This window comes from Tangfeifania diversioriginum, assembly GCF_900141875.1.
GTDB classification, from domain to species: Bacteria; Bacteroidota; Bacteroidia; order Bacteroidales; family Prolixibacteraceae; genus Tangfeifania; species Tangfeifania diversioriginum.
Genome location: NZ_FQZE01000001.1, coordinates 265,817 through 286,173 on the forward strand (window position 1 = coordinate 265,817; position 20,357 = coordinate 286,173).

Below are 20,357 nucleotides of genomic sequence, written 5' to 3' on the forward strand. Positions count from 1 at the left end.
TTTGCCCGTTAGAACAGCCTGATTGCCTTAACTAAACGAACAAACCCATAATATTTAATCCAAAATGGTTAACAATTATTACTCGTGAAAACGGAAATCGTCGAAGAAGAAAACACCACCGCCATCATGTCCTTCCATGCCGAACTGAACAACAATCTTGTCGTAGTCTTCACGATCGGCAACACTACTAAAATCAAATGTTAATTCAATCCATTTATCCATCACAATATCGTTCTCGATAATTTCGGTTTGAGTTTCCCATGCCATGTCACCTTTTTCGCTGTTCTGTAATTTCACGGCCAGGGCAGGTAACAATTTAGTATTGGTAATCCAACTTCCTGCAACATTATTTTCTGTTTCATAATCGTTGTAAGAAGGGATATATACTTTCATGGTTATTTTGTTTTGTGTACCCAGGTCGAACTTGTAACCATCGGCAACAAAAAACATATTTGAATAGAAAGTGCCGGCTTGTTTTTGGTACAAGGCCACTTTTGATGAAGAATTAGCACCTACAGGGGCAGGGTTTGAATAAGAATAACTGGTTAAATCGCCCATTTCCTGTCCGTCGAAAACAACATCAAAACTTTCATCTTCAAAATCTTCTGATAATGGTTCTGCCTCCAAAGGTAATTCAGGCTTTTGTGGTTCAACGTTAAGTTCCTCAGGAACAAAACGATAAAACCACGCATTGCCCGGCTCAACAGTACTTGCTGCCTTTAAGTACATTTCATTATCTGAAATAGACAAGATTTTGTAGGTTGACGTTCCGGCATAATGTCCCATAAAAGCTCCATCACTCAAAACAATGGTTGAATCCGATGTATTAAGCGTAAAACTATAGCTATCGGCCGGAGTATATTCCACGTCAAAATCACCTGCCGGAGGAACAGTAGCATTGGTATAACCTTCGGCAGCAAGTGCATCAACACCAGCCTGGTTTGTATAAACCATACCGTTGTTTTCCCAAATAAATTCAACACCTACTTGCTTAAATGTAAAAGTATTGTGGTAAAGCGAACATTCAAGCTTATCATTTGGCGCGGCATTCCACCAGTCAGCAGAATTCGATTCTACCGGGCCAACACCAAAATGCCCTGCATGATACTGATCGAATACCCAGGTTTTACCTTCGAGAGCTTCAACGCCGCCCGTTAACTGCGTATATAGCGGATGGTCGAGCAAAGCCATGTCATTTTCTGCAATATCAATTGTTTTGGTTAATGTAGCAGAGCCACCGCTTGTTGCCAGGGTCAAAGTAACCTCGTAAGCACCTTTCAATGGATACTGCGCTTCAACTACCTGTCCTTTTGAAGTTGAACCATTCCCAAAATCCCAAACTGCCACTCCTGGCATTTCAGAAGTATTCGTAAATGCGATGATATTATTTGATTCAGCAGTGGGTTCCATACTGAAATTCAGATCTTCAGCAGTGGGCGCAGTTCCCAGCTCATAATCATCAATTACCTGTGGTTCACAAGCTGTTATTAGTATTATTGCTAATACGGCAAACATTCCTGTTTTAAATATATTCTTCATAATAATTTCCTTTTTTAATGGTGACTACTAGTTATAACCTTCGTTTTGCTGCAACTTAAACTCCCCTTCGGTTTTATCAATTTCCGACTGTGGAATTGGCAAATATTTCATGTAAGGTTCCCATGTGCGAACCGATGAAAACTCAGGAAGGTTATCATTGAGTTGTTGCGTGTCTCCCCAACGAACAACATCCCAAAAACGCATTCCTTCACCCACAAATTCACGGCGACGCTCAAGCTTAATATTTTCAGCAGTTGCCGGTATTGATTCGAGCCCGGCACGGTTACGTACCATATCGAGGCAATTCTGGGCAGAAACACCATCTACCGGTGCAACACCATGAATTACAATCAATTCAGCAGCATTTAGCAATGTCTCGGCATAGCGGAAAATACGAACATTGTTTTCGTAGTTCAAATCCTGCGTGTAAGGAGCCTCGTTGTATCCGGCACGAGCTGCATATTTAGCCATGAAGTAACCGGTATTCTGGAAACGTGGAGTATAAGTACCTTCTTCAAAATAATTAATTGAAGCCGGAAGGCGTGCGTCACCATCTTCAAATATTTCAACAGTTTGTTCGCGAACAGGGCCAAATCCCCAGCCACCTATATAATTGGCAACACCACTTAATTGATCAACACCACTTAATAACTCGTTAGGAGAAATAAAAGCCGGTAAGTTAGTACCGTATCCCTGCCATGCAGCACCCCAGTCTTTACCTTCGGGTAAGTGGTTGGCTTCAAAAATAGAGCCGGAGCCAAATTCACCGTCACGGGTCCAAATTGATGCGTAGTCAGCCAATTCAAAATCACCGCTGCTGATAATCTCAGCCATATCGGCCATTACTTCATTATAACGAGACTGATCCTGTTGATACATAACCACGCGTGCTTTCAACATCATAGCAGCAGCTTTTGTAGCACGACCATCGTTTTGAGGTGTGGTTTGCATTGGCAATTTGTCGCCTTCAATGGCATAATCGAGGTCTTCAATTATTTGAGTATAAATTTCATCGGCAGTGTACTGTTCAGACATATATGGTTCTGGAAGATCTTCCTCAAAATAAGGGATATTGCCCCAGAATTTCCAAAGCCAGTGTACATAGTATGCCCTCAGAAAATGAGCTTCGGCAGAATATTGATTTACTTTTTCCTCTGAAACACCAATGGCATTTTCACAAGCTGAAATAGCGTTATTGGTCCGGCTTAAACCACTGTAGTAAATATTCCATAGTCCTTCGGGCAGTTCTTCTGCGTTTGCATCAAGCTGCGATAAGCGGTAAAGGAATGCCTGGTCACCAGCATTCTGGCCACCTTTGAAAATATCATCCGAACGAAGGTCGGACATCAGAACGACACTGTTATACTGATAATCGGCATAACTGTCGAATAGTAAAATCTGGTAACATGAACCAAGGTTTGCCAAAATAGCGCCCTCGGTTGCTTCACCTCCTGCTTCCTGCGATGAAGTCGGGTATATTGTCAGAAAATCGTCGCTACATGAAGAAGCGGAAAAGAGTGTAGCGATTAACAATATTTTGATGTATTTATTCATAATGTTGTTCATTTTTATTGATTAAAATGTGATGTTAGCACCAACTGATACGGTACGTGCCTGAGGATAAATACCACGGTCGATTCCAATTGTAGTGTATCCACCTGAAGCAATTTCAGGGTCAAAGCCATCGTACTTGGTAAATGTTAACAGGTTTTCACCTGAGACAAACACACGCAAGCGCTTAATATATTTTTTGCTGATAACTTTAGACGGCAACGTGTATCCTAACTGCATATTTTTCAGGCGCACGTATGAACCATCTTTGATGTACAAATCAGATGATCTCCAGTTACGATTAACATTTTGGTTTGTAACACGTGGAATTTGGTTTGATGTGCCTTCACCAATCCAACGGTCAAGTATCCAGGAGGGACGATTCATTGATGGAATGTCGCCACGTTGCGAAAAGTCAAAAATATCATTTCCAAAGCTTCCCTGGAAGAAAACGTTGAGGTCGAACCCTTTCCAGTCGGCACCCAGTGTCAAACCGTAAGTCCAGTCGGGCATTCCCTTACCAATTTTAGTACGGTCGGCATCATTAATTTTCCCGTCACCTATTTCATTGCCATTTTCATCAGTTGCACCGGCAATATCAACAAACCGGACATCGCCGGGCTGTGCTCTCTCGCCATAGGTTGAGTTGTATTCATCAGCTTCGGCCTGGTTTTGAATAATTCCATCCGTTTTATGACCGAAGAAGTAGGGGAATACCTCACCGTTTTCACCTTTTACAAAATCCCCTACACCTGAGGCGCCTGCGCTTTCGTAAATTTGTTCACCCGATTCGTTTCCCATATTAATGAGCACGTTTTGCAAGTATGTAGCATTAGCAGATACATTATAATTAAAATCACCTGCATTTCCTCTGTAAGTTAAGCTGAATTCAAGCCCACTGTTTTCCATATCACCGGCATTGGCCAATGGTGCACCTTTACCCACATAAGCAGGAATTGGCTGGGCCATCAACATACCGTTGGTTTCTTTTTTAAAGTAATCAAACCCAAACATCAATGCATTTTCAAGAAATCCTGCATCTAATCCAATATTAATTTGAGTTGATTCTTCCCATTTAAGGTCGGGGTTTGATATACGGGCCGGACTACTTCCGTACTGCATAGTTGAATTGTCACCAGAACCAAAATAGTAATTCTGGTTTCCATCCATCAAACTGGTATAACCAAATAATTCGATACGGTGGTTACCATTCATTCCCCAGCTGGCGCGTAATTTAAGATAATCCAGCCATTCGGCACCGTCTTGCATAAATGCTTCGTTCATTACGTTCCATCCAACTGAAACTGACGGAAAGATTGCCCATTTGTTATTAGGTCCGAAACTTGAAGCACCATCCCGGCGAACAGTGGCCTGCATTATATATCTTTCATCATAGTTATAATCAACACGTCCAAAGTATGAAGCCAGTGTTTGTGATGAAAAACCACCGGTTCCACCAGCAACACGCTCATCGTCACGATCGGCAATGGCATAGTTAATTACCGCTTTGTCAGGGTTATACTCCAATAAGTCATAATCATCGCCATACAATTCACGCAGTTTATACTGCTCGGCCGATTGACCAAGTAATATGTTCAAATTATGCTTATCGTCAAATGTTTTGTTATACGTCAGCGTATTTTCAACCTGCCAGGTGAAACCACGGTGCATGTTTGAATATACATGGCTGCGTGTTAAATGTTTGCCTTGTGTGGCAAGAAAATGTGGGAACTCATAACCGTCAGATCCCCAAAAAGCAAGGTCAACTCCGTAGCTTGATTTAAACTTAAGGCCTTCAACGATTTCAAGTTCACCCCAGAATGATGACACAAACTTATCTTCATTATTCAAATTGCTTGTTGGGGCATGAAGCATTGCTACCGGGTTCGCAATTTCCTGGAATCCTGATGGTGGTATTGAGAATACATTGCCATTTTTATCAGTAACAGCTGTTGGATAATTTTCCAGAACAGCATCAGGATTTTCGGAATATACAGGAACGAGAGGATTAAAAGTAAGCGCACTACCTAAAACCGAACCATACTCAGTATTGGTTTCAATTCCTGTTGACAGTACGCGCGAATAGCCTGCGTTTACTCCAACTCGCAAATTGCTTAACAGCAGGCGATCGTAATCAAATAATTCATATGTATTATTCAAACGGATACTATAGCGCTCATAATTTGATTTATCGAAGTTACCACCAACAATACCTTCCTGGTTGTAGTATCCAAAGGAAAGGAAGTAACTTCCTCTTTCACTACCACCATCAATACTTACCTGATGATTTACCACCGGAGCGTTATAGTTGAATGTCTCATCCTGCCAGTCGGTGCCTGCTCCTGCATTGGCAATTTGTTCCTGTGTGTAACGTGGATTATTACCATCGTTCAATAAAGCTTCGTTCATGATAACCATGTACTCGGTAGCATCAAGTACCGATTTCTTTTTCCATGGGTTTTGCCACCCGTATGAGAAATCGTAGCTTACATTTGCCGGACCATCTGAACCACTTTTAGTAGTAACAAGAATAACACCATTTGCAGCACGTGCACCATAAACAGCGGCGGAGGCAGCATCCTTCAGTATTTCAATCGATTCAATATCTGACGGATTGAGGTAGCTAATACCGCCTCCTACAGCCATTCCGTCCACAATGTATAGTGGTTCACTATTGTTAATTGTACCAACACCCCTGATTCGGACTTTTGAATCGGAGCCTGGCTGACCAGAACTCTGTGTAATTTGGACGCCTGAAACCTTTCCTTTAAGGACATCTTCAATACGTGACGGATTCGTTTTTTCCAGATCTTCAGAGTCAACGCTGCTAATTGCAGCCGTAACAACACTTTTCTTCTGAACACCGTAACCAATCACAACTACTTCATCTACATCGAAAGCTGTGCTTTCCAGCCTTACGTTTATCTCAGTACGTCCGTCCACTGGTATTTCCTGGGTTTCCATACCAATAAACGAAAACTGGATTACTGCATCAGAGGGAACCTGTAATTCATAGTTCCCATCAAAATCGGTAACCGTGCCGGTTGTAGTTCCCTGAACTACCACTGACACTCCCGGAAGAGGCTGTCCGTCATCTGCCGCGGTAACCACGCCTTTAAGCGTAAGTTCCTGAGCAAATGCGCCGAGCGTAAAAAGTGAACATAAAAACAAAAAAAGAATTTTTTTCATAGGATCTCGATTTTTACATTTTTTAATATCTCATTTTAAATTCATAAAGTTCAAAAATGCAACCTGAGATCCTTTATTCCGAAAAAAACAGCGCTACAAAAATACTTCAATGCGCAAATGCAAATACATCAAAAACTCATCATTGAAATATTTAAACTCTGATATACAGCAATTTGAATCAACCTGCAAGCCTAAAGTAAATACTGCAAATAAACAAACAGATTAGTGCAAGTATAAAATGAGTATTTTCAAATATTTGATAAAAAGGTTGATAGATTGGTATCGCGTGAAAGGTTCAGTTTTTTCCGTAATCGATAACGGCTGATTTCAACCCCACGTGCGGTAATGTTTAACAAAGCAGCGATTTCCTTAGACGTTAAATTCATTTTAATGTAAGCGCAAAGCCTCATTTCACGTGGTGAAATACCGGGAAACTTATGTTTCAATTGTTTGAAAAAATCTTCATGAACCTCATCAAAATAGGTTTCGAATATTTGATTTTGTTGTTTGTTGTCTATCTCTTTGTTCAGCTTTCTGTTCAATGATATGAGTTTGGATTTAAGCTGGTTGTCATCCGTTTTCTTTAACAAATGTTGTATTTCTTCTTTGATTTGGAGAAACGACTTATTTTTATGAATGATATTCATGGTTTGATTTGCCAGTTCTTTGTCGCGATGCAGCATTTCACTCTTAAGCTTTTCATTTCGCAGCCTGATAATCTCTTTTTCGGCTACCAATGCCTGATGCTGGTACTTTTCTTCCTTTTTCTTCAGCTCGGCTTCGTGTTTGAGGATTTCCCTCCTCCGTGACAATTCAATGCGGTGCAGAACGAACTTAACGATAAAAAAAATCAGTAAAACACTAAGAACCAAGTAGGCAAACCAGGCTATTTGCGAACGGTACCATGGAGGCAAAATGGTGAAATTAAAGACTGCCACCTCACTTTCAATACCATATATATTTTTGGCTTTTACCCGCAGGGAATAATTTCCTTCGGGCAGGTTGGTAAAATCGCGGTAGTGGTCTGAAGTCCAGCCAGACCACTCTTCAGAATAATTGTCGAGATAATAGCTGAATTGCAGGTTGTCCAAATTCTCATAAAAAGGAGCTGCATAATGAAAACGGAATGCATTTCTTCTAAAAGGAACTTCAATTCCGGTGTTAGGATGGTTCGGATTAAAGTAAATTGTAGAATCGATTGAGGGCATTTCCACTTTTGTAATGAAGCACTGAAATTCTTCGGAATAGGATTTAAAAATTTTTGACGAGTAGTGTGCAAATCCATTGTCCAACCCCCAAAAGACATGGTCGCTGCTATACGGATATACAAACTCAAATCCGTTCACATATTTGTCGTTCAGCGGCTTAAAAGGAGCCGTTATTTTAGTATAATTCAGGTCCTCGTTGCGGCGCAGCACACCCGATTCATTCTGGGCGATAAACCATATATTTTCCGATTCGTCGGTTTTTAAAGTTAGCAACTGACCATCGAGGGAAGATAACTCATTAAACTGATCATATATTTTAAAAGAGTCAGAAGATTCCTGGTAGCTATAAATACCATCAATACCAGAAATGAAAAATTCATTATTCAGGGAAAATAAAATATTATTTTCGTTTGATGGCAGGCCGTCGGGTTCGGTATAAATGCTGTATTGAATAACACTGTCAGTTGATTCATTCAGCCGAACCTTGAATACACCTTTCCCGCCATGACTGATCCAAATATTTCCCTTGTCATCCTCGAAAAGAAACCGGCTCGATTCATTAAAACCTTTCACTTTTTTGTAAAAAGCCCAGCCATCTGATGTTTTTTGCAGCAACACAAGCCCGTTATAATGGCCTCCCAGTAACAAATCAGGGTTTTCTTTTAGCCTGATGTATTTCCATGCCCCTTCGTCTTCACTAATATTTACAGCACGGTCGTCTTGAATGAGAAAAGTACCTGAGTTGTGGCCACAAATTAACTGACCGTCAAAAACATCGAGCGACCACACCTGTCCTGCAGTATTTTCCACCAATTTAAAAGTTTCTTCACTTTCCGAAAAATTAGTAAACGACTTTACATATAATCCCTGGTTTGTACCCAAATAGAGCTTATCCTGAAAAACCTGGCTGCAATAGCCAGTTCCCAGGCCTTCATTTTCGGTAATAAAACTCAGTGGCGAATTAATTTCAATATAATCAATTCCATTATCGAGCCCAAGCCATACATTATTTTTCCGGTCGGAAAATACACTAAGAACCGTGTTTTTTTGCAGCCCTCTGCCGCTATTAATGTGCTGCAAAATATTACCATCAATATCGGTTATAACAATGCCGTTCAAAATGGTACCAAACACAAACTGGCGATCCATTATTTTCGCAGCGCTGAATAATTTGTTTTTTGTTATTAAATCATTGGCCGGGGTATCCCATCTGCTAAGCACCCCATTTTCAAACCTGAAAATTCCGCTATTTCTTGTTCCTATTAAAAGGTGGTTATCTTTAATTTCCAAAATCGACCAGACTTCCGTATTTTTTAATTCGCCGGCCCATGGTACCTTATTGATACTTCCGTTTATGTATTCAAACAAACCAATTTCTGGTTCGTGTAAAAAAAGCCGATCGTTGACATTAAATGAAAAATGAAATCTGCTTTGGGGTTCAATTACTTCAATTTGATTATTGTTGAGTAAAAACAGGTAATCGAAAGATTGGAAGACAATTCCTTGCGGAATTTCATGAATTTTCCAAATTTCTCCAAATTCAATTTCCGGGTTGGGCAGCAAGTGCCGGAGGCTTCGAAAAGAAGGCGGATTTGTACCGTTTTGCTGCAATACGCCAAAATCGTTATTCAGGCCTGCAAACACGCGGTTTGCTTTATCAACAGCAATTGATCTTACCGGGGCAGACCGGGAAATTTCAATTAAATCCCAGTGAAACCCGTCGAAACGCAAAATGCCGTCATTATTGGCAAAATACATAAATCCATTTTCGTCCTGCGCAATTCCCCAATTTTGGGTACCTGCGCTGTACTCAGTTTTATTGTAATTAACAATGTAGGGTGTGCCAGTGGATTTTACCTGGGCAACCGTTTTAAATGATAGAAAAAAAAATAGTATTATAATTGCTCTCTGCACCTAAAATTATTCTTTATTATCGCTTAATTAATTCTTAATATTACAGTCCGTGCCATCAAAATGTGTCACATAATGCCTGCTATAAATTAACAGACTACAATAAAGATACAAACTTAAATTTACCTAAGATAACTATACAATAGTCTGAACAAAAATCCCGGAATTTCGCTCATCTCTATTCTATTTTTTTGAAACTAAATTCCTTGTAATTTATATTGAACTAAACTCCAGACACATTGCTTTGCCTTACAAGGCTTTGATAAACAAAACGATAACAAATTTCCAATGTTAATAGTTTAATAAATCTGTTTTAGAACATTTACAAAATTCATTAAGCGTGGAATAATTTTTGTTATTTTATCCTACCATTGCAATAGGACGCATAGGACTAGTTGATAATTAAAATTAAAAAAAATGAAAAAGCATGTATTTAGATATCTCGCATTGAGCATTTTAGCAGCAACATTTTCTGTTGTGGCAACGGCTCAGCAAGATTTTGTTTTAGACAAAGAGAACAGCAAATTGACTGTTTCGGGCACATCAAACCTTCACGACTGGGAAATGGAAGCTGAAACATTTAGTGGTGAAACAAGCCTTAAAATGAATGATGGAACCATTGAAGAAGTTTCGTCGGTAGATTTTACCTGCGTGGTGTCAGACATTACCAGCGACAAAAGGATTATGAACAACAAAGCGCACGACGCATTACAGGAAAAAAAACATCCGGAAATTAAGTTTAAGCTGAATTCGGGCGATGCCGTGAAACTATCGGATGATAAAATTGATTTAACCGGGACACTAACCATTGCCGGAAAATCGAAAAAAATAAACATCACCTCAAATTACCAGCCAGAGGGGACTAATAAACTGATAGTGAGCGGAGAAATACCATTAAAAATGACTGACTTTGGTATTGAACCACCATCAGCAATGTTTGGGGCTGTGGAAACCGACGATAAAATCACTGTAAAGTACAGCTTCAAATTCAACAAAAGCAGAGATGAACTTTCTGCAACAAACAAATAAAATTTTAAAAGACTGAATTAGTACAAATCTCTAAAATCAAAAAAAAGAAAGATGAAAAGGAAAATGATTTTATTCAGCCTGGCTGTTTTGTTCGGCTTTGGCACATTTGCACAACAATTTGAGCAACCTCAAATAGATGACCATGAATTTGACAAACTGAAGGTAAAAGTAGGTGGTGACTTTGCATTGCAACTGCAAATGCTCGACCACGAAGCACCAGTGGAGCTAATTGATTTGAAAAACAACTTCAATTTGCCCACAGCCAACTTAAACATCACTGCCGATTTGGCTCCAGGTATTCAACTGTTTATGAACAACTACATGTCGTCGCGACACCACAACGAAGCATGGGTTGAGGGCGGTTACCTCACCATCGACAAATTTCCGTTTTTACCGTCGGCCGACAATCTGATGAAAGATTTTACTATAAGAGCTGGAGTGATGATGCCTAACTACGGCGATGCCCACTTTTACAGGAGCAACAATGCTTTTGTAATCAATAATCCGTTTGTAGGCAACTGGATTATGGATTCTTACACAACAAACCCCGGTCTCGAAATCCTGTTTCGCAAAAACGGTTTTCTCGCACTGGTAGGCACCAACAACGGGCGCATGAATTACGGACGCGGGAATGACATTGGCGAAGACCTGGTATTTAACTGGAAGCTGGGATATGACGATTATGTTACCGACAACCTCAGGCTCAGAGCAACACTATCGGGCTACCATGTTGGCGAAGGCCACAGTGGTTCATACCTGTGGGGTGGCGACCGTGCCGGTGCGCGCTATTACAATGTAATGCAAACGGCAGATGCCGAGGGAGACAATTTCCGTTCTGGAAGATGGTCACCCGGAAGCGGACAAACCGAAATGAACAGTTACATGGCCAACTTATTTCTGCAATTCCACGGGCTCGAAGTATTTGGAATTTACGAAACCATGAAAGGAGTTCGGGGTGGAAACGACCAGCACTTTACCCAAACAGCCCTGCAGGCTATCTACAGATTGGGAAGTTTTTATGTTGGCACACGCCTCAACAAGGTATCAGACAATAACGATTCATCAGTAAACCGGTTTAATATTGGTGGCGGCTGGTACATGGTAAATAATGTGTTGGTGAAACTCGATTACGTGAACCAGGAATACGAAGGTGCTGCACATGGCAACATCGACGGAGGAAAATTCAATGGGTTGGTACTCGAAGCAGCCATCTCATTCTAAAAATATAAAAAATTGAAGGGTTGCCCGTAAAATCAACGGGCACCCCATTTAATTTACCAGAACAATTATTTTGAAATTGAAATTTATAACATATTATTTCCTGCTTGCAATTTTTGCATCAATACAATCCTCAAGTTTTGCATCAGGCAGAACTGATACCGATGGGAAAACCGAATATGAAAATTACATTTCAATAAAGGGTTCATCAAATGTAAATGAGTTTGAATTAACAAATATCAGTCCGTCAATCAGCCAAGCATCTGAAGCTGTCACAAACAGTGGAACTTTCCGGAAAATTCAGATAGCAGTGGATGATTTTTCAGGACCAAATGACCGAATGGTGGATGATTTTAAAGAGATGGTGGATGCCGGCAACTATCCTTTCATTACTATTTTTATTGAACAAAAAGAGCTGGCCGATTTCGACGAAACCACCGGGTTAACCAATTTTAAAACGAAAATTTCAATTGCCGGAGTAGCGCAAAAATACGTTGTCCCCTGCCGCGTTGAATCAAAACTTGACGGTGGATATCTGCTCGATGGAAGTTTCTCTTTAAAACTCACCGATTTTGAAATTGACCCGCCACAGAAACTTATGGGACTGGTACAGGTTAAGAATAAGGTTTTTATTAACTTTGTTTTCAATTTCGAAACCGAAGAAATTTTAACTGAAAAAATGTAGCTTTGAAATTTAGCACAAAAACAAGATATGGAATAAGAGCAGTTCTTGAAATTGCATTAAACGCCAATGAAAAAGGCATTTACCAGAAAGACATTGCAAAAAATCAGGACATTTCATACAAATACCTCGACCATATTTTAAGCTCACTCAAAGCCACAGGAATTGTAACAAAAGCACACGGCCGCAAAAGTGGGTATGTATTAACGCGAAAACCATCTGAAATTACAGTTTACGACATACACAATGCTTTTGAACCGGGCATTTGCGTGATTGACTGCATTGCCCCTGATTTTGAATGCAATCGCGAAAATAACTGCGCACTGAAAGGATTTTGGGGACAACTGAACAACCAGATTATCGAATATTTTAAATCGACAACCATTAAAAATTTAATGCAAGAACAGGTCAAACTCGATGATATTGCCGTTTAGATTTTCCGGTTTTAAACATTCCTTTTGCATCGGTTGTTGATATTTGTGAAAAAATAATTGTAATGCTACGAAAAATAAGCCACATACTTTTTAGTTTCTTGTTGCTGCTTGTAACAACAGGGATGGCTGTATCTCAGCATTACTGTGGCGATTTTCTGGTTTCTACCTCGCTTTTCGGCGAAGCCGACCCCTGCTGCGATTCCGGTGAATGCTGCCACAACGAGTCCAGCTTCTATCAGTTGGACGAAGATTTTTCGACACCACTAATTTCAAAAATACCGGCATTCAATCAGCTCAGTGTTTTTGAAAACTTTTCATTTAATACCAGTTGGCAACTTCCCAAACCAGCTATTAAAAAGGCATTTATCTTATTTGAATCCCCACCGCCACTCACTACACTCAAAGCACTTTCACTAATACAGGTATATCGTTTGTGAATTTATTATGATTAGCAAAAAGGCACTCTAAATCCAGGGCTGTCGGTATTATTAATCATTTTAAAAATCATAAATGAAGTTGCATGTTAAATCGAATCATTCGTTTTTTTCTTGAAAATAAACTGGTTACCTTTTTGGTACTGGTACTTTTTATAAGTTGGGGAATCATTACCTCACCTTTTGGCTGGGATACCGGAATATTACCCAAAGACCCGGTGCCGGTAGATGCTATCCCCGACATTGGCGAAAACCAGCAAATTGTTTTTACTGAATGGCCGGGACGCTCGCCCCAGGACATCGAGGACCAGATTTCCTATCCACTCACCACATCCCTGCTCGGAATTCCCGGTGTGAAATCTATCCGGAGTTCATCCATCTTCGGGTTTTCCAGCATTTACATCATTTTTGAAGAAGATGTGGAATTTTACTGGTCGCGTTCCCGGATTCTTGAAAAGCTGAATTCTCTGCCATCGGGCTTGCTGCCTGATGGGGTTCAGCCGGCGCTCGGCCCCGATGCCACCGCGCTCGGCCAGGTTTACTGGTACACCATCGAAGGCCGTGACCCGGAAGGAAACCCGACCGGCGGTTGGGACTTGCACGAAATACGCACCGTGCAGGATTATTACGTAAAGTACGGACTGAATGCAGCCGAAGGGGTTTCTGAGGTGGCATCGGTTGGCGGATTTGTGCAGGAGTATCAGATTGATGTAAACCCGGATGCACTCAAAGCCTACGATATTCCACTCCATAAAGTGATGATGGCAGTTCAGAAATCCAATCGCGATGTGGGTGCCAAAACCATTGAAATCAACCAGGCCGAATACCTGGTTCGTGGCCTGGGATATATAAAAAGTACCGAGGACATTGAAAAAGCCGTAGTCGCAGTATCCGACAATGTTCCGGTGCGCATTAAAGATGTTGCCGTAGTATCCCTGGGACCGTCCATCCGCCGGGGTGCGCTCGATAAAGATGGTGCCGAAGTGGTTGGCGGAGTTGTGGTTGCCCGTTACGGCGCTAATCCGCTGGAAGTCATCAACAATGTAAAAGATAAAATTGAGGAAATTTCACCCGGACTGCCAAAAAAAACGTTGGCAGACGGAACCGAAAGCCAGCTCACTATTGTGCCATTTTACGACCGTACCGAACTGATTTACGAAACACTGGGAACCCTGGAAGAGGCACTCTCGCTGCAGGTCCTGATTACTATCCTGGTAATTATTGTAATGGTATATAATCTCCGTGCTTCATTCCTCATATCAAGCTTGTTGCCCATTGCAGTGCTCATGGTTTTTATTGCCATGCGCTACGCAGGAGTTGATGCCAATATTGTGGCGTTGTCGGGCATTGCCATCGCCATCGGAACCATGGTCGATTTGGGGATTATTCTTTCCGAAAATATTATTAAACACCTTGATGAAGCGGCGCCGGGGCAGAAACTCATCGACACTATTTACAAAGGTGCTTCCGAAGTTTCGTCGGCAATTTTAACTGCCGTTTCCACAACCATAGTGAGCTTCATCCCTGTATTTACCATGCAGGCTGCCGAAGGAAAACTCTTTGGCCCGCTGGCATTCACCAAAACCTTTGCCCTGATTGCTGCTTTGCTGGTGTCGTTGTTAATACTTCCCACACTGGCGCACTGGTTTTTTGGTTTTAGAATCAAAAACAAACCGGTTGCCAAATGGGTGAATGGCGCACTGGTAATTATCGGAATAATCGCACTTTTTGCAGGCTTGTACTGGGGTGGTGCCATTTTGCTGTTATTCGGAATTGTGGGTTCAGTGAAAATTTGGTTTCCCACAAAAGAGGAGAATAAAAAGAAATGGTACAACCGTTTGCTTGCAAATGCAGAGCTTATCATTGCCGTTTTGGGGGTAATCTGGCTGCTGGCAAATTACTGGATGCCGCTCGGTGCAGGTAGAAGCCTTTTCCTGAACACCATTTTTGTGGCTATTTTGGTCAGCTTTATACTGGGCGCTTTTACATTACTGGAATACTATTACAAACTCATTCTGAACTGGAGCCTCAGTCACAAAACCCTTTTTCTGACAATCCCTTCATTTTTGATTCTATTCGGGGCAGTTATATGGCTGGGTTTCAACACAATATTTGGTTTTGCTGCAAAAGGATTCGATAAACTGAACTTGAACGTGCGCACTACGAAAGTGTGGTCTGGATTAACCCATGCTTTCCCGGGAATCGGAAAGGAATTCATGCCTTCGCTCGATGAAGGAAGTTTCCTGCTGATGCCTACTTCCATGCCACATTCCGGAATGGAATACAACAGCAAAATTGTGGGGCAGCTCGATATGCTGGTTACCAGCATCCCCGAAGTGGAACTGACCGTGGGGAAACTGGGTCGCGTTGAATCTGCGCTGGATCCGGCGCCCATCTCCATGTTCGAAAATGTAATCAACTACAAACCGGAATTCATGCTTGACGAACGCGGGCATCGTGTCCGTTTCAAAGTGGATAATGAAGATCGGTTTATTACTGTTTCGGGCGATTCGCTCACCAACGAAGAGGCACTTGAACAGGGAATTTCACGCGAGGATTTGATTCCTGACCGCTGGGGAAGCTATTTCCGCAACTGGCGTTCACACATCAAAACCCCCGATGACATTTGGAATGAAATCGTTAAGGTGACAAAAATACCCGGTATTACATCGGCGCCAAAACTGCAACCCATTGAAACACGGCTGGTGATGCTTCAAACCGGAATGCGGGCGCCAATGGGCGTGAAAGTTTACGGCCCCGATTTGGCCACTATTGAAAATTTTGGAATGAAGCTGGAAGATATTCTGAAAAATGTGCCTTCGGTAAAAGAGGAAGCCGTTTTTGCCGACCGTATTGTGGGCAAACCATACATCCACCTGAATATCGACCGGGATGAAATTGCCCGTTACGGCCTCAACGTGGAAGACGTGCAGCAAACCATTGAAACAGCCATTGGCGGTATGCGAATTACCTCCACGGTGGAAGGCCGCGAACGTTTCCCGGTGCGGGTGAGGTACCCACGAGAGTTGCGCGATGATCCTGAAACACTGGCAAAAATTTTAATACCAACACCAACCGGCGCCCAGATTCCACTTGAACAGGTGGTAGATATTGAATATGTACGGGGTCCGCAAGCCATAAAAAGCGAAGAAACATTTTTGGTGGGGTACGTGCTTTTCGACAAACGCGACGGTTTTGCCGAAGTTGATGTGGTGAATGACGCACAGGAAGCCATTCAGGCACAAATCGATTCCGGCGAATTAACCGTTCCGGCAGGTGTCAGCTATAATTTTTCAGGGAACTACGAAAACCAGGTCAGGGCCGAAAAACGCCTTTCCATTATTGTTCCGCTGGTGCTGGTTATTGTTTTTCTGATTCTCTATTTCCAGTTCAAATCGGTAACAACCTCGCTGATGATTTTCAGCGGAATTGCCATGGCTTTCAGCGGTGGGTTTGCCATGCTCTGGTTCTACGGTCAAGGCTGGTTTGCCGACTTTTCAGTTTTCGGCACCAACATGCGCGACCTGTTCCAGATGGATCCGGTTAACCTGAGTGTGGCCGTTTGGGTAGGGTTCATTGCCCTGTTCGGACTGGCTACCGACGACGGAGTGGTAATGGGAACTTACCTCGACCAAAGTTTCAAACGGAATAAACCCGAAGACCTGAAAGGCGTGCGCGATGCCGTAGTGGAAGCCGGCCAGCGCCGGATCAAACCGGCCGTGATGACCTCGGCAACTACCATAATTGCCTTGTTGCCTATCCTGACTTCCACCGGGCGCGGTGCCGATATTATGATCCCCATGGCCATCCCGGCATTTGGTGGAATGGTGTTCGCCGCCATTACTTATTTTATCGTTCCCACGCTCTATTCGCTGCGGGAAGAACGCAAATTTAAAACCCGAAAATCATGAAACAATTCATAAATATAATATTGCTTCTGTTCCTGGGCACGTTGTCGGTAAATGCCCAAACCCTGGAAGATTATTTCAGGGAGGCAGCCGAAAACAACACCGGGCTGAAAGCCAGATACATTGAGTTTGAAGCTGCGCTGCAGGAAATTCCGCAGGTGAACGCACTGCCCGACCCCACATTGTCATTCGGTGCATTTATTTCTCCGGTGGAAACGCGGGTTGGGCCGCAGCGGGCAAAGTTTTCGCTCACACAAATGTTCCCGTGGTTCGGCACCCTGAAAGCCAAAGATGATGCGGCTTCGTTGCGGGCCGAAGCCAAATACCAGGCATTTTTAGATGCGCGCAACAAGCTATTTTATCAGGTGGCTGCAGCGTATTATCCGCTATACGAACTCAACCGGCTGAAAAAAGCTGAACGAGAGAATATCGAAATTTTGAAATCGTATAAAAACATTGCGGAGAAAAATTTTGAAAATGGCAAAGGTGCCATGACGAATGTGTTGCGCGTGGACATCATGCTCGATGATGCAACAACCACCCTCGAAATTCTCAACGAAAAAGAGAAGCCGCTTTTGTCCGCTTTTAATCATCTTTTAAACCGGGATGAAGACGCCGAAGTGGCAATTGCCGATTCGCTGACAATTTCACCACTGCCGGAACAATACCGCAGTGATTCACTGCTGGCGAACAATCCGGCATTGAATGCATTCGACACGAAAATTAAAGCCGGTGAAGCGGCAGAAGAAGTGGCAAAAAAACAGGGAATGCCCAACCTTGGAGTTGGCCTCGATTACGCAGTGGTGAGTGAACGTCCCGATGTTTCATTGCCGGATAACGGAAAAGATATCGTTATGCCGATGGTTTCAGTCAGTATCCCGATTTTCAGGAAAAAATACGACGCTGCACAAAAACAGGCCCAACTGGAACAGGAACAATTTGCGCTTCAGAAAAATGACTACATCAATACATTGTCGGCTGAATACGACAACGTTTGGTTCAACATCCGGCAAACGCAAAAACTCATTCAAAAATACAAACAACAGATTGAAACCAGCCGGCAAACGCTCAACCTGCTTTTTACTTCCTACAGTAATTCGGGAGAAGAATTTGAAGAGGTTTTGCGCCTTCAGCAACAATTGCTGAAATACGAAAAACTAAAAGCCACGGCAACTGCTGAATTCCATATTGCCCAGGCAAAAATCAATTATTTAACGGCAAAAACATATAATAATGAAAACAAATAAATCAACAATTATAATCGCGCTGGCAACCCTTTTATTTGGGTTGTTGATTGGCTGGTTCGTTTTCGGCGGTTCAACCGAAGAGAGCCACGAAGGACATGACCATGCGGAAGAAGTAGCGGGAGAGGCAGAAACCTGGACTTGCTCCATGCACCCGCAAATCAGGCAACCGGAACCCGGCGACTGCCCCATTTGCGGAATGGATTTGATTCCGCTGGATGACGAACAGGACGAAGACACCGACCCGATGGCGGTAAAAATGTCGAAAACGGCCATGCAACTGGCCAGCATACGCACAGAAAAAGTGAAAGCAACCGAGCCGGTTAAAACACTGCGATTAAACGGCAAGGTGGAAACCGACGAGCGGCGGATTGCCAGTCAGTCGTCACACATTCCAGGCCGGATTGAAGAACTGATGGTGAGTTTCACGGGTGAATTTGTTCAAAAAGGACAAGTAATTGCCTCGGTGTATTCGCCCGATTTGGTCACGGCCCAGGAAGAGTTGTTTGAAGCGGAAAAAATAAAGGATTCCCAGCCGCAACTTTTCAATGCCGCAAAAGAAAAACTGAAAAACTGGAAACTGACAGAAAGCCAGATTGAACAAATTTTACAGTCGGGCAAACCTGAAGAACTATTTGATATTCAAGCTGATATTTCAGGTTATGTAACCAGCCGAAATGTAAATGTTGGCGACTACATTTCGCGCGGACAGGCCATTTACAAAATGGCCGATTTGTCGCGGGTGTGGGTGCTGTTCGATGTGTATGAGCAGGACATGCCGTGGGTAAAAAAAGGCGATAAAATAAGCTTTTCGGTGGCATCCGTTCCGGGCGAAACGTTTGAGGGGAGAATATCTTTTCTCGATCCGGTCATCGACCCTAAAACCCGGGTGGCCAAAGCTCGTGTAGAGGTGGCAAACAGCGGGTTAAAGCTGAAACCCGAAATGTTTGCTTCGGGAACTGTTGAAGCCAGTTTCCCGGCAAAAGCCGGTAATATTTCAGTGCCCAAAACAGCAGTGATGTGGACTGGAAAACGCTCGCTGGTCTATGTAAAAGCAGAAACTGAAACGGGAGTGAACTTTATGATGCGCGAAGTTACCCTCGGCCCCGCGCTCGGCGACAGCTACCTGGTTGAAAGCGGGCTGGACGAAGGCGAAGAAATCGCAGTGAGCGGAACGTTCAGCATCGACGCAGCCGCTCAACTGGCCGGAAAATCCAGCATGATGACTCCGCCCGAAAGCAAAACCATGGAAACACCGCAGGCGTTCCGCGAACAAATCACCGCCGTGGCCAATGCCTATTTCGAAGTAAAAAATGCCCTTGTGAACGACGATGCCGGAACGGCCCAAAAAGCAGCCGGCAAAGTTTCCGGAGCTCTTGAAAATGTTGAAATGAACTTACTGGAAGGAGATGCGCACCATCACTGGATGGCTTTGCAAAAACAACTGGAAGATGCTTCTAAAATGATTTCAGAAACTGCTGATATTGAAAAACAGCGGGAGCATTTCAACACGCTTTCCGAAGCCATGCTCGAAACAACCGAATCGTTCGGGCTCGAAATCGACCGGACTTACCGGCAGTTCTGCCCCATGGCTTTCGACGACGAAGGCGCGTTCTGGCTGAGCGAATCAGACGAAGTGCTGAACCCATACTTCGGCGATATGATGCTGCGTTGCGGCGAAGTAAAACAAACTTACCGCAAAGGGCAGCGAATTTTTAAAACTGCTGAAAATCAAAACACACAGTCAGCAGGACACAATCATTAATTAAAACAAATTGAAATCATGTTTATTAAATTGCTTCTTATATCAATTGTTTTGGTTGCCATCGTGATGCTGGCACTAGGAATAAAACTTCTGTTCAACAAAGATGCAAAATTCACTGTTCACTCGTGTAATCCTGAAAACAATGACCCGGAACACGAGGGAAGCTGCTGCAATTGCGGAACTGAATCTCCGTCAGTTTATGATGCAGACACGGCAATCAAGTAAACTATTTTGGATGTAATCAA

General features: G+C 42.7%; 13 protein-coding genes. 9 read left to right on the top strand and 4 right to left on the bottom strand.

What is annotated here, in order from left to right; all coding sequences use genetic code 11:
• Positions 1-78: 78 nt before the first annotated feature.
• The 4 genes from BUC07_RS01075 to BUC07_RS01090 all read right to left on the bottom strand — a co-directional run bounded on the left by BUC07_RS01075 (position 79) and on the right by BUC07_RS01090 (position 9,401).
• Positions 79-1,539: a PKD domain-containing protein gene (locus tag BUC07_RS01075; RefSeq protein WP_073164238.1), complete on the bottom strand. Its 1,461-nt coding sequence runs from the start codon at positions 1,537-1,539 to the stop codon at positions 79-81.
• A 27-nt stretch (positions 1,540-1,566) separates the two neighbouring features.
• On the bottom strand, positions 1,567-3,093 hold the full coding sequence (locus BUC07_RS01080; protein WP_073164380.1) for a RagB/SusD family nutrient uptake outer membrane protein: 1,527 nt from the start codon (positions 3,091-3,093) through the stop codon (positions 1,567-1,569).
• Positions 3,094-3,114: 21 nt separating this feature from the next.
• Positions 3,115-6,279, bottom strand: coding sequence for a SusC/RagA family TonB-linked outer membrane protein (locus BUC07_RS01085; RefSeq protein ID WP_073164240.1), 3,165 nt, complete (start codon positions 6,277-6,279; stop codon positions 3,115-3,117).
• A gap of 248 nt (positions 6,280-6,527) precedes the next feature.
• Complete coding sequence (locus BUC07_RS01090; RefSeq protein WP_073164243.1) at positions 6,528-9,401, bottom strand: triple tyrosine motif-containing protein; 2,874 nt, start codon at positions 9,399-9,401, stop codon at positions 6,528-6,530.
• Positions 9,402-9,815: 414 nt separating this feature from the next.
• On the opposite strand from BUC07_RS01090, the gene BUC07_RS01095 reads away from it, so the two are divergent.
• From BUC07_RS01095 to BUC07_RS01135, 9 genes are all read left to right on the top strand, one after another.
• Positions 9,816-10,427 (top strand): YceI family protein, encoded by a 612-nt coding sequence (locus BUC07_RS01095; RefSeq protein WP_083578029.1) that lies wholly within the window; start codon positions 9,816-9,818, stop codon positions 10,425-10,427.
• Between the two features lie 51 nt (positions 10,428-10,478).
• Positions 10,479-11,648 carry a hypothetical protein gene (locus tag BUC07_RS01100; RefSeq protein WP_073164248.1) on the top strand — a complete coding sequence of 390 codons (1,170 nt, stop codon included), beginning with the start codon at positions 10,479-10,481 and terminating at the stop codon, positions 11,646-11,648.
• A 76-nt stretch (positions 11,649-11,724) separates the two neighbouring features.
• Positions 11,725-12,330 carry a hypothetical protein gene (locus tag BUC07_RS01105; protein WP_139279429.1) on the top strand — a complete coding sequence of 202 codons (606 nt, stop codon included), beginning with the start codon at positions 11,725-11,727 and terminating at the stop codon, positions 12,328-12,330.
• Positions 12,331-12,332: 2 nt separating this feature from the next.
• A complete protein-coding gene (locus BUC07_RS01110; protein ID WP_073164253.1) occupies positions 12,333-12,761 on the top strand; it encodes an RrF2 family transcriptional regulator in 429 nt (142 codons plus the stop codon).
• Positions 12,762-12,823: 62 nt separating this feature from the next.
• Positions 12,824-13,198: an HYC_CC_PP family protein gene (locus BUC07_RS01115; protein ID WP_073164256.1), complete on the top strand. Its 375-nt coding sequence runs from the start codon at positions 12,824-12,826 to the stop codon at positions 13,196-13,198.
• An 83-nt stretch (positions 13,199-13,281) separates the two neighbouring features.
• Entirely contained in the window at positions 13,282-17,106 is a 3,825-nt protein-coding gene (locus tag BUC07_RS01120) for an efflux RND transporter permease subunit (RefSeq protein ID WP_073164259.1), read from the top strand.
• Positions 17,103-18,350: a TolC family protein gene (locus BUC07_RS01125; RefSeq protein ID WP_073164262.1), complete on the top strand. Its 1,248-nt coding sequence runs from the start codon at positions 17,103-17,105 to the stop codon at positions 18,348-18,350. The genes BUC07_RS01120 and BUC07_RS01125 overlap by 4 nt, the downstream gene beginning before the upstream one ends.
• Entirely contained in the window at positions 18,337-20,112 is a 1,776-nt protein-coding gene (locus BUC07_RS01130) for an efflux RND transporter periplasmic adaptor subunit (protein WP_073164264.1), read from the top strand. The genes BUC07_RS01125 and BUC07_RS01130 overlap by 14 nt, the downstream gene beginning before the upstream one ends.
• Before the next feature lie 18 nt (positions 20,113-20,130).
• Positions 20,131-20,337: a hypothetical protein gene (locus tag BUC07_RS01135; protein WP_073164267.1), complete on the top strand. Its 207-nt coding sequence runs from the start codon at positions 20,131-20,133 to the stop codon at positions 20,335-20,337.
• The last annotated feature ends 20 nt before the right edge of the window (positions 20,338-20,357 follow it).

Coding starts and splice junctions, on each gene's coding strand:
- BUC07_RS01075 (WP_073164238.1), bottom strand. CDS start 1,539: ATGAAGAATATATTTAAAACAGGAATGTTTGCCGTATTAGCAATAATA.
- BUC07_RS01080 (WP_073164380.1), bottom strand. CDS start 3,093: ATGAATAAATACATCAAAATATTGTTAATCGCTACACTCTTTTCCGCT.
- BUC07_RS01085 (WP_073164240.1), bottom strand. CDS start 6,279: ATGAAAAAAATTCTTTTTTTGTTTTTATGTTCACTTTTTACGCTCGGC.
- BUC07_RS01095 (WP_083578029.1), top strand. CDS start 9,816: ATGAAAAAGCATGTATTTAGATATCTCGCATTGAGCATTTTAGCAGCA.
- BUC07_RS01100 (WP_073164248.1), top strand. CDS start 10,479: ATGAAAAGGAAAATGATTTTATTCAGCCTGGCTGTTTTGTTCGGCTTT.
- BUC07_RS01115 (WP_073164256.1), top strand. CDS start 12,824: ATGCTACGAAAAATAAGCCACATACTTTTTAGTTTCTTGTTGCTGCTT.
- BUC07_RS01120 (WP_073164259.1), top strand. CDS start 13,282: ATGTTAAATCGAATCATTCGTTTTTTTCTTGAAAATAAACTGGTTACC.
- BUC07_RS01125 (WP_073164262.1), top strand. CDS start 17,103: ATGAAACAATTCATAAATATAATATTGCTTCTGTTCCTGGGCACGTTG.
- BUC07_RS01130 (WP_073164264.1), top strand. CDS start 18,337: ATGAAAACAAATAAATCAACAATTATAATCGCGCTGGCAACCCTTTTA.
- BUC07_RS01135 (WP_073164267.1), top strand. CDS start 20,131: ATGTTTATTAAATTGCTTCTTATATCAATTGTTTTGGTTGCCATCGTG.